3 protein-coding genes are annotated in these 12,022 nt (G+C 52.6%); all 3 read right to left on the minus strand.

Annotated features, from left to right (window positions below; translation table 11 throughout):
* Window positions 1-44 precede the first annotated feature (44 nt).
* On the minus strand, window positions 45-9,389 hold the full coding sequence (locus tag OGX86_RS16265; RefSeq protein WP_286640291.1) for an autotransporter outer membrane beta-barrel domain-containing protein: 9,345 nt from the start codon (window positions 9,387-9,389) through the stop codon (window positions 45-47).
* A 196-nt stretch (window positions 9,390-9,585) separates the two neighbouring features.
* A complete protein-coding gene (locus tag OGX86_RS16270; protein ID WP_008784033.1) occupies window positions 9,586-10,164 on the minus strand; it encodes a helix-turn-helix transcriptional regulator in 579 nt (192 codons plus the stop codon).
* Window positions 10,165-10,781: 617 nt separating this feature from the next.
* The gene (locus OGX86_RS16275) at window positions 10,782-11,957 is read right to left on the minus strand and encodes a coiled-coil domain-containing protein (protein WP_048226175.1); all 1,176 of its coding nucleotides are present in this window, start codon (window positions 11,955-11,957) and stop codon (window positions 10,782-10,784) included.
* Between the last annotated feature and the right edge of the window lie 65 nt (window positions 11,958-12,022).

Below are 12,022 nucleotides of genomic sequence, written 5' to 3' on the forward strand. Positions count from 1 at the left end.
AAAAAGCCCCCTGCAGAACAGGGGGCTGGTGAGTTTATGTCAGCTTAGAACGATTTCTTAAAGCCGATAGAGGCATTGACCGGCGCTTCTACCTGCGACTTACTGCCGCCGTTGCTGAATTGCGTACCCAGCTCACCGTAGACCTGCAGGTTTCTGTCGATGGACCATGACAGGCCGGCTGCAACTTCAGTGCTGGAGTACTGCTGTGAAGATTCCAGCGTGGTGGTGGCTACCGCATTGCTAAAGTGCGTTTTGTCTTTTGAACCCAGACCCTGCCAGACGTTTACCCTGCCGTACGGCTGGAATTTGCCATGGTTGGTGTCATAGTCAGCGACCAGACGCACGCCCAGACGCGCGGTAAAGGAATCCGCAGTATCCATTTTCACTTTCGTTGGGGTCACACCATCCAGCGTGCTGTTATCAAAGTCGCTGTACTGGTAGATCAACTGAGCCTGAGGTTCCAGACTCCATACGCTGGCACCTAAACGGAACGATTTACCCACCTCTGTCGACGCCGTCAGCGTGTTGCCTCTGACCGTATACGAGCCGTTGTTCCCGGTCGCCTCCAGGCGGGATTTATGGTTACCGTACTGCAGGACGTTATCAACATACATACCGTCACCCGAGAACCAGGTAGCATAGCCGCCGACGTAAAATGCGTTGTCGTCGATGTTACCGCCTTTGCCATCGCTGCCTGTCTTCGTGCCTTTCACGTTGCTGTCGATATCAAGGATGCTGGTATACATCCCGGCTTTCCAGCTTTCGTTAGCATACATATCAACGCCGACCTGAATGCCCATGGTATGGGAGCTGGTTTGCGTACCGGCCGCATCATCCAGTTTGGTTTTACCGGAGTAGCCAATCATTCTTGCCCAGGCGCGATTGTCTTCATCAATGCCCGGTTTAACCTCGTCACCCATACGTTGGTGCATGTTACCCAACAGGCTAATATCACCCTGACGTACGACGCTGGCGAGGCCAGAATACAGCATGGTTTCTGGACGGTATTCACTTCTCAGATACCAGTTTTCACCCTGGCCCTGAGCATTACCCGCATGCAGTTGGTACTCAAACGCACCTGCAGCCATACGATCGGCGGCAAGATGGAAGGCATCCCGCGACGTTTGTGCGGTGGTGGTTGCGCCATTGAGCGCTGTCACCACTTCGATACCATCCCCAATGGTCGGCGCGCCGAGACCAGAACCATCGACATCCAGCAGCGTGCTACCGCTGGCTTTACCGCCATCGATAATCAGACGGTCGGCAATGCCTGCGCCGCTACCATTCTGGATAGCCGCCATGTTGATAGTCCCTTTTTCGCCGGTGTAATCCCCTTTGACGGTTAAGGTTGTGCCAGTCTGCTGACCGATGAGCGAGACATCGCCACCGTTGCTCAGGCCCGCTACCGTTTGGTTGTAACCCTGAGTGTTCAACGTGGTGTCTGCGACCACATAGTGGTGAGATGCGCTACTCAGGGTGTTGGCATTACCCGCTTGCAACACGCCGTTGGCGATCAACGTCGCGCCGCTGTAGCTGTTTTCACCTTGCAGCTCGGTAATGCCGCTACCGGTCTGATGCAACTGGCCTTTACCACTGATATTGCCGGTCAGCGCCAGGGTATCGCCACGATTGACGTTGAGTACGCCGTTATCAACGACATCCCCCTGAATGCTGCCGATATCGCCGCCGTTACCCAACTGTAAAACGCCTTGTTCGATGGTGGTGCCACCGGTGTAGGTGTTATCCAGCGTCAGGGTGAGGGAGCCTTTACCGGTTTTGGTCAGTTGACCATTACCTTCGACTTCCGTCAGCAGAGAAACGTCATGCCCGTTGGTGTCGAATGTCCCGCCGCCGGATTCCAGCGTCACCTGACGGGCAGTATCAAACGCTTCGCCATACTTCAGCGTACCGCCATTAAAGGTAATTCCCGTATTTGCCGCACCCAGGTTGGTATCGCCCGCTACCTGCAGCGTCCCGGAGGTGATGGTCGTTCCACCGCTGTAGGTGTTGTCGCCCGTGAGGATGAGGGTACCGAGATCGCCTTTATTCAGGCCGCCGGTACCGCGGATAACGTTGTCGATAGTCGCGGTGTAGTTGGCGCCGTCTACTGTGCCATCGCCAACGCGAATCAGGGTGTTGGCCGTATCGGTGGTAATGGCTTCGCCGCCCACGCGATAACCATCGGTGGCGAACTGCGCGCCGCTGATGATGACGTCGCCTTTGCTGTTATCGACGGTCACGTTGCCTGCTTCACCCTGGAAGACGGCAAACGCGGCATCGGTAAACGGTGCGTTCAGCGCGCCTTCCGGCGTTGATTCATCGGTCGTCCAGTTGTCGTTACCCTGGCTGGATTGCCAGATACCGTCGCCGCCGTTGATGACGCCGTTGTTTTTCAGCTCGCCATTTTCACCACCGGTGCCGTCCCAGAAGCGCAGCGTTAGTCCTGCGTGGTTGACCAGGTTGACCTGATTTTTCACCGATGTCTGCACGTACAGGCTGTCAGCCGCTTCCGGCGCGTTAGCAATATCCATCACATTGTTGGTCAATGTGCCGGTGTAGTTGATGACGCGATAGACGCCGACATCAAAGCTGCCGCCCGGTGAGGTTTCAATGTTGAGCTTACCGTCGAGCGTCAGATCGCCATTAACGTCAATCAAGTCGTTGAAAGCACCGCCCGGGGTGTAAGCCTGACCAAACTGATAATCCAGCTGTGCGTTATCACTGAGCGTCAGCGAACCGGTAGTCAGTTTACCCACGCTGTTGATAGCTGCACCCGCGGTAATATGAGCGTCGTCCAGTACATCAACCGCGCCGCCAATAATCCCGTTACCGCCGAGCGTTGCCCCGGATTTCACTGTCACCTGGCCGGTAGCCGCAGACTGATTACCGTTGACCAGCAGTACGCCTTCATTGACGTCCGTGGTGCCGGTGTATGTGTTGTCGCCGGTCAGCGTTAACGTGCCGTCACCGATTTTCACCAGGCTGCCGTCGTTGCCGCTGATAATGCCGCTGATGGTGTCATCAAGATGTAGATTACCCAGCGACAGCTCTTTATTGCCCAGTTCGACATTACCCGCGCCGGACAACGAGCCGATCGATGTTGCGCTGTCGACTGCGCTGATATCGACCTTACCGCCCGCCAGGTTTTTAACGACGGTATTTTCTGCCATCGCCAGGTCAGCAAAGGTCATCAGCCCGCTGTTGTTCACGGTGGCATTGCCGCCGCTGGCGTCTTCTTCCAGCGCCAGAGTACTGTCTTTTGACACGTTAACCGTCGCGTTGCCCGCGGTGGCGTTGTTGGTTAACACCGCTTTCGCCGTGCCCGTCAGGTTCAGCATTGCGCTCGCTGCGGTGACGTTATCTGCCAGCGTTAACAGGCTGTCGGCGATGTTCATGGTCAGGGATTTCAGGCTGGTATCTGTCCCGCTGACATTGAGCGTCGCGCCCTTATTGACGTTCACTGTGCTGCTTTCGTTACTGCCAAAGGCTCCGGTTTTGCTGACGTTGACCGTCACATTGTTGGCGTTTCCGGTACCGGCAATTTCTGTGTCGCCTTTGTAGCTGTTTGCGCGGTCGAGCGACAAGGTGCTGCCCGCATCGCTAGAGCTGCTGGTGACTTTCAGTTTACCGTCGCCGGTAATCTCACCAGTTGGCGTGAAGTGATGCGAATTGAGATCGAACACCGCTGCGTTCTCATTCGCTCCCAGCTCGATGGTGCGATTGCTGGTCAGGTCCGCGCCCAGTTGCAGCGTTGAACCGTTATTGATTGCCAGGTCAGTTCCGCTCTGGCCGAGATTGCTGTCGGAGGAGATCTGCAACGTGCCGCCATCAATGCGCGTGCCGCCGCGATACTCGTTGTCACCGCTGAGAATCAGACGGCCAAGGTCGCTTTTCACCAGCGTCAGCTTATCAGCAGTACTGGCTTCGCGGATAACAGACTCAATGGTCGCGGTATAGTTTTGCCCCGCGCCACCGGCGCCAACGCGCAGCAGCAGTTCGCCAGTTCCCGGCGTCTGGCCTGCGTGGGTCGCGTTTTCCGTGGTGGCATACGCGTTAAGCGCATCGCCTTTAACGACATAGCCATCGGCATCAAACTGTGCCCCGGAGAAGTTAACTTCTCCCGCGGCGTTGTCCACGGTAACTGTACCGCCTTTGGTGGTGAAGACGGCGAAGGACTTCTGTGCCCAAGGGGCGTTACCTTCACCGGTTGCGGTGGTCCAGTTGTTATCACCCTGGCTGCCGATTGCCATCCATTTGCCATCGCCACCGTCAATTTTGCTGTCGCCTTCAATGCCCGACGCGCCGTGGCTCTGATTGACGGTTGCGCCGTCCCAGAACTGCAGGGTAACGCCGTTGGCGTTCACCAGGTTGACCTGTTTGTCGATGGAGGTCTGGACAAAAATATTGCTCTTATCCTGACTGTCCGGTATTGCGCCTAATTCCAGCGTCTGGTTATCCAGCGTGCCGCCGTAGTTATAGATACGGTACACGCCCGGTCCGAAGCTACCGCCCTGTGAAGTGGTGACACCCAGAGTCCCGTCCAGTTGCAGATCGCCCGCGACGTTAATCAGATCGTTTAGCGCGCCGCCTGGCGTATAGGCCTGACCCAGTTCGAAAGCGGAAGTCGTTTTGCTACCAAGCTGCAGATTACCGTTAATGGATAACGTACCCGCACCACCGTCACCGGCGCTGAGGGTCGTGGCATCGTTCATCAGCACGTTGCCGCCGATAGTGCCATTACCGCCAAGTGTGGACGTGCCGCTAACGGTGGTGGCACCGCGCGCCGCGCTTTGATCGCCATTCACCAGCAGCGTGCCGTTGGTAACGGTGGTGTCGCCGGTATAGGTGTTGTTGCCGTTCAGACGGGTAATGCCGCCGCCGATTTGCTGTAGCGCGCCAATACCTGAGATCACGCCGTTGAGCAGCACGGTGTTGGCGCGATTAATCGCCAATATGCCGTTGTCGATAATGTCTGACACGGCGCTGACTTCGCCTGTATTTCCGCCGTCACCCAACTGCAGCGTACCGGTTTGAGCGATAGTGGTAGAGCCGGTGTAGGTATTGTTAGCTGTGAAGATCGTGGTACCGCCCGCCGCACGTTCGAACTTCCCGTCACCGCTGATGATACCGCGATAAATTTGCGCCGCTGAAGCATCACCCTGGGTATCGAAGATAACCCGGCTGCCTGTGCCCTGGGTCGTAACATTGTAATCGCCAATGCTTGCTGCAGTACTGGTCGGCTCGACGTGGTCGCCGGTGCTCAGGGTTGCGCCATTGTTTACGGCAATGGTTTTGCTTGCCAGTGTCAGGTTTTCTACGACGCGGACATCCGCGTTTGAGCCGCTGATGGTCAGCGAATCCCAGCCGGTGCCGATGTTGGTGCCAGTGGTCAGATTGTCGCTCGCCAGCGTACCAATCTTCGCACCTTTTGTATCGGTGAAGGTGAGGGCGTTGCCGCTACCAGCTTCAGTAGTGATGTGGCGTGTTTTATCCAGCGTCACATTGCCGATGTTGGCTTTATTGTTACCGCCAGTACCGGCGAAATTCACTTCACCCGCATAGGAGCCACTACGCCAGTTAAAGATGTCCGCACCTTCGCCGGTATTGATTACGCCGCTGGTTACACCGCCGCTGATATCAATGGTGTCATTGCCTTTGCCGGACTGAATGGCCACGGCCGTGTCGTTGATGGCCTGCAGGGTTCCCGTGTTGGTAATAGTTTTACTGCTGTCGCCGCTGGCGTCAATTACCGGTGAGGTGGTGCTGGCAGAGATAATCTTGCCGCTGTTGGTCAAGGCGCTGACGTTTTTCGCGATGATCGCCGAACCGCCTGCGTCGTTATGCACGTTAATGTCGGCATTGGTGGTGACATTACCGTTGGTATTAGCGCGGATACCGCTGCCTTCGCTGTTCAGCACCTCAATGGTGTAGCCTTTGCCGATGGTCAGATCGCCCGTCACCGAGCCGCCGTCGCGTTGTTCAAAAGCGAAGCCGGTACCTTTCCCGTTGACGTTGAGGATATTTCCAGCGCTGTCTTTATCGGTCATGGTCAACGCCACGCTGGTGCGGATGCCTGCGCCATCGTTGGAGTTTATGGTGACGTTTCGTAACAGGATATTGTTATTGTTAGCATCGTTTTGAATGCCAGCACCGTCACCCTTTGCACTGATCTCCACATTTTGCGCGGACAGAGCGCCAGCGCCTTCGGCCAGACGAATACCGTCAGCGGTGCCATCGGTAGTAATACTGTCGCCAGAAATACCGTTAATTAGCAGGCTGGCTCCTTGGGTGAGCAGAACCCCGGCAGTACCATTATCAACCTGAACTTTGCCCAGTGTATTGATCTGTGCGCTGGCACCTGAAGCTCTAACACCGATGCCGTTGCTGACATGCAGAGCGCTGGAAGAGTTATTGGTTAAGCTCCCGCCTTGTTGAACATCAACACCGATGCTGTCGACGCTGGCCAGATCAATAATCGAGTTGGTATCCAGGATCAGGTTGCCCTGATTCCTCGCCACATAGGCGATAACCTCATTGCCGCTAGCTTCAGAGGTAATCTTCGCGTTCGAGGTGAGGGTGGTGCTAGTAGGATCACCCTGCGTGCGACCATTCAACTGGTGAGCCTGACCATCCACAACCCCGGCAATGGTTCTTTCGCCGGTTAAATTGATGGTGGTTTTATCACTGATGGTCCCTTTCGCGCCGCCTTCGATTACCAGTGCCGCTGAGTCGCTGCCCTTAACGGCAAACGTTGCTTCACCAGTATCTACGCTACTGCCAGCGCCGGTGGCGAGAACGCCCACGGAATTCTTACCGTTGAGGGTAAGATCAAGGTTGGAACTGGACTGATCTTTCGGGTTAGTCGTGTTACCGGCCAGCAATGCGCCATTGGCGATACGGAAAATGGTGGTGCGATCCTGACCATTGTCATTCATCACCGCCTGACCAATATTGGCGGTAGCGCCTTTACCATACAGGTAATAACCAATCTGATCGGTGTTGTTGAATGTCGGGCTACTCAGACTGTCAACGTTAGCGATGGCGTTATCACGTACGTGCACACCGATGTTACCGGCTTTATCCAGCGTAATGTTGGAGTAAACGTTGACCACTGCCTGGCCGCTGCTGCCACCTTCAGCCCAAATAGCGTAGTTACGGTTACCGACGCCGCCTTCTCCGTCCACCACGATAGAGCCCGCAGCGCTGGTGGTGACTTCGGCATTTTTGTTATTGGCGCTAACGTGGATCCCCACGTTGTTGGTGCCATTTACGTTAATCTTGCCGTCGTTGCGGATTTCCTGATTATTTTCCGCGCCGCTGTCGCGTACGGAGATGCCGTAGTTTTTACTGCTGCCCCCGTCAGAACCTCCATTGATCACGATATTGCCGATATTGAGGACGTTGCCCGTGGCATTCCCGACCAGAATTCCCGCGGCGTTGCGTATCCCGGTTCCCAGCGTGATCAGACCGTTGTTAATCACCTCTTTGGCACTTTTGGTCATGATCCCGGCGCTCAGACTAGAGCCGCCAGCCATCGTGACATCTTTAGACGGATCGCTTGCGTCGCGACCAAGATAAATTGAGGCATCCTGAGCGTTAGTGAAAGTGGCATTCCCGGCGACTTCTACGCCATAAGCGGTGCCTTTGGCAAAGGATGCACCGTTTTTGCGCCCGTCCACGACGTTGATATCACCGTTGTTAACCCCTTGCGCATCGTCAGACAATTGCATACCAATAGCCAGCGTCAGCGAAGAATCTGGCTCATCTTTACTCCAGGGATCGGCTGCCGACGCGGTACCAAAGTTATCGGTGGTGATCGCCTGGTTAATGGTGCCGTTGTTTGCTATTTGGCTGGTGCCTTGCCCCTGCATGCCAAATGCGCCATAGCTGTTGACGTTTTGGTTGCCGTCTTTGTCGATAAACAACCCGGAGTTGATGATCCCGTTGTTGGTTGCCGTCGCGTCTTTTGCCAGCATGCCAATCGCCAGACTCTGCCCGGTAGACGTGCGTAATGCGTTCAGCTCGCCAAGGTTAGTGATAACCCCGCCATTAAGAGCTTTCATTACGCCATTGATACTGCCGTCAACGGCAATAATCGCATCTTTGTTCAGGGTGCCGGAGGTGCCTGCACCGTTGGCGTAAATAGCATGCAGCTCACCGCGGCCAGCGGTCGCGTTATTGCTATGCGACAAGCCGTCGGTCCAAACGTCGTAATCCCAGGTAAGCACGTCTGAAGACTTGCTGGAGTTGATCAAGCCATCAATCAGCTCCGCGTATTTTGTCTGCGCGGCGGCGACGGTTGTGATATCACCGTTTTCAACATCCAGCCACAACTGCAGTTGGCTGACCTTTTGCCCTTCAGGGTTTTCTGCTGCGTCGCTGCTTTTACCCAACAGCCAGTCGTTAAAATCGGCCAGCTCCTGCGTGCTGGTAATGTTAAATGTGCGCGTACCCGTTTCGACTACTTTACCGTCTGCATCATAGCCGTAGGACATGAGTGTTACATTATCGCCAAACACGGAGGTTTGCGCTGAACCGGCGAACGTTTTTTCAGGGACAACTGGGGCGGCGTTAAATTTTATATAGTTATCGGATTGCCAGTTAACCTGGCTACCTGCGTCCTGAGCCTCCAGCAAGGAGGAGTCTTTGGCCAGCAACTCGATAGTATTGGCTTTGTCGCGGACATTGAGCGTGTCGTTGCCAATATCCAGATTGGCTATGGAGCCATTTGTCGCCAGCGCGATGCCAAATTGTTTATAGATTTTAGACAATGTTGGATCGTAGGTGTTTAATACCGAATCGCCAATCTGGGATTCAGTAAGAAAATTACTTAACTCATTGGTGTCAAATACTTTAATAGTTGTAGGTTCGCCAGGGAACGCCGGGTCGTTAATATCAAATTCTGTGCTCTGTGAAGGCGTCGACGACCGATTGTACGTCAGGTATTCCGCCAGTTCTTCAGCGGTAGTAATCGTTTTTACGCTCTGGTCAGGGCTGGTGGCCTTAAGAGTGATTTTGCCGGTTTGCAGCAGTTCTCTGATGGTCGTTGATTCAACAACGCCACTTTGACCCGGACCGATCGTTGGGATCGCGCCGCTGATATTGAGCGCCTGACCAGCAGTGATATCTTTATATAAGAACCCGTAGTCGTGGATACCCGTATAATCCCCAACGGAAATACCTGCCTGGTAGTCGGTGAAAATATTGTGATCACCGGTGTCGATAATCGGATCAGCGGAAACCTGCATTGAAGCAGCGCTTAATGCACCCGCTGCCAATACCGCAACCGTTTTACGCGAGCTGCTTTTTTTCTTTCCTTTGGTTAATTCAGAAACGACCACCCAGATACCGAGCGCCGCGTTCCAAATAATGCTGTAAACTTTGTTCATATATAACCCTCGTCTACATTCCTGTTATGCATGTGTTAATACATTGAGTTGTTGGCTATGGTTGGCACGCGGATGTGCTACCCGGTAATAGATTTTTGGGAATAGGGTTTCCTTCCGTGCGATGCGGAATTAAAAAGCGAGTCGAAAGAAAACCTTTTTAAATAATAACCGTGATAATTGTCCTTAAATAAGTCAGTTACGGCTGGCTATAGTGGGAAATGGTGTACTTGAGCCGGGTGTTATTTTTGCCGAGTTTTCTGGCAATATTGCTTTTGTACGCCCCGATGGTTTTTTCACTTTTTTGTGATGCCCCGGCGATTTGTGTCAGTGACCATCCTCGGGCAAGCATCATCATTACGTTGAATTCGTTTGCTGTGATCTTGTTGTGTAATGCTTTGATATTTTGTTGGTTATTGTTCTTTGTGATACGTGTAACGGCATGGTGTAGCCGATCAAGACTGGCATCTTGATCAAGAAACAGCATGTTCTTCCCACAAACGGTTTGAAAAAGAGTAAAAGTAGCTTCATCTGCCAAAACAATAATTTTGGTGACAGGTCGTAAAGCCATGTTGCGGATAATCCTGGCATATTTTAAAAAATCTGATTTGTCAGGATTAATGATGATGCAATCCGTTTCATAAGGAAGCATTTTGACAGCAGAGAGCGTCTGGGAGGAGTAATACGCGATATCAATATATAATGATGAGCCACGTAGGATTTCTCGCATGCCTAGCCAAGGGTAAATTGAGTCACCCAAAAAAATAGCCTTTGACATAACGATCTCCTTGAAATTTTGGTGCAAGCAGCCGCCTCTTTTTGTAGGTTAAAAAAGAGTTTCTTGCGACGCGTGAAATGTTAATTAAATCTCGTATTACGTTCTGTGTTGTGAACGTATCCTTATTAATTCCAGATTAAACAGATATTCTCTGTATTTATTAGAATCATTAACTATTCTTAAAGTAGATATTACACTTTGTTAAAATTTAAGATAAATCGTTTATTTCAGCTCTGCGTAAATGATTGATAGATTTCGCTTATGAATCGCATGAATAATGATTGAGTGGTTTCTATAAAGACAGGGTATTCCTATCTGTTTTGGAGGGAATTTACATGAAAAACATTATATTTCAGATGGATATACGTTTTTCTTAATGGGCTTACTGGTGGGTAGGAGAATTCTTAATCAAGACCAGGACAAAGTGAAGGGGCGTCGAGGGGAAGAGAGAAATATCGCTAAATTTGCAGTTATCGACCTGAAACTCGAGTATCCAGGTTGATAATTCTTAGCGTTGTGAGGTTTTTAGGGAATTATCCTATTTTTAGCTTTTTGTGCTTAATTTTAAAAACTCACTTGAAGAGGTTATTTTTTCTGATTGCTATTGCTGATAGGGCTTAGCCCGCCAACAGTTCCTGTTCAACCTGATGTACCTGCTGTTCCAGTGTATTGCGGATTTCCGTAAGCGCCCGTTGTTGATCGGAGAAGTAGGCTTCTTTATCTGTCACGGAGGTGGCAAGCCGCCAGGCGTTTTCGGCTTCCAGTTCGGTAATCTCTTTGAGCAGCGCGTTAATTTGTTCTCTGAGCTGCTGTATTTTGCTGCGTAAATGCTGCAAATCGTTCAATCGGTCACTGGCCATCATCGGTTCGAGGCCGCTTTGCAATTGAGTCAGTAGCGCCCGGACGGTGGCAAGATCGGCATTTTGGCGCGCCTGGTTAAGCTGCACCATCATCTGATGCGCTTTCTCTTTCAGATCATCGGCTACCACGTCCGGGTGGCAAAGACGGCTTGCCTGACGCCACAGGCGTTTTAACTCATTACGTTCATCAGAGGAAAGCCGCTGGTCACGGCTAAAACGATGCTGTGCATCCTGCTGCTGCTCCTGATATTCATCATATTCATGGCTGGCCTCTTCCTGTGCCTGACGGGTTGCGCTGTCATCCTGGCGAGAAAAGTCGTTTTCCAGCTCACGAATCTCCGCCAGCAGGGCGGTAATCAGTTCAGTTTGCTGCTGAATACGTTGGCGTGTTTCCACCGATTCGCGCGAATCTGAATTCTGGTTCATCCAGTGCTGCTTGAGCCTGGCTAGTTGATCAACAGCCTGGGAAATATAGTGCTGACAGGATTGATAGTCTTTTTCCCGGCGTTTTTGCTCCGCTTCCTGTTTGCGCTGGGCACTGGCGGCGAGCTGTTTACGCAGTTCGAGAATGCGGCTCATCAGCGGTCCAAGACGAAGGTGATACAGATCGTTGAAATCATCGAGGATTTGAATGCGCGTGTTACGCTTATCGATCAGGTCACGCAACTGTGTTTCGAGTGCTTTGAGTTCCAGCTTACTGGCGGCAATGGCGGGATCCTGCCACGTAGAGACTGCCCGTTGAGATTGCAGCCAGGCTGAGATTTCCCGCAGGGCATCACCAAAGCGTCGTTCTTCGATCGCCTGCACAATGGTGCCAGGTACGACTGACAAAGGCTCATTTTTAAGATGCGCCACCTGCTGGAAAATAATCTCCTCATCTTCCAGTTCAATAGCGCTTTTGACGATTTCCAGTCGTTTGATGATCTTATTCATGACAGTCATTGCCTGGCTTGGCTAAAAAACGAGTGGCTGAAGTACAACAGGTTCACCCGTTTGAA

Source organism: Citrobacter sp. Cpo040, from assembly GCF_030332915.1.
Lineage (GTDB): Bacteria > Pseudomonadota > Gammaproteobacteria > Enterobacterales > Enterobacteriaceae > Citrobacter > Citrobacter portucalensis.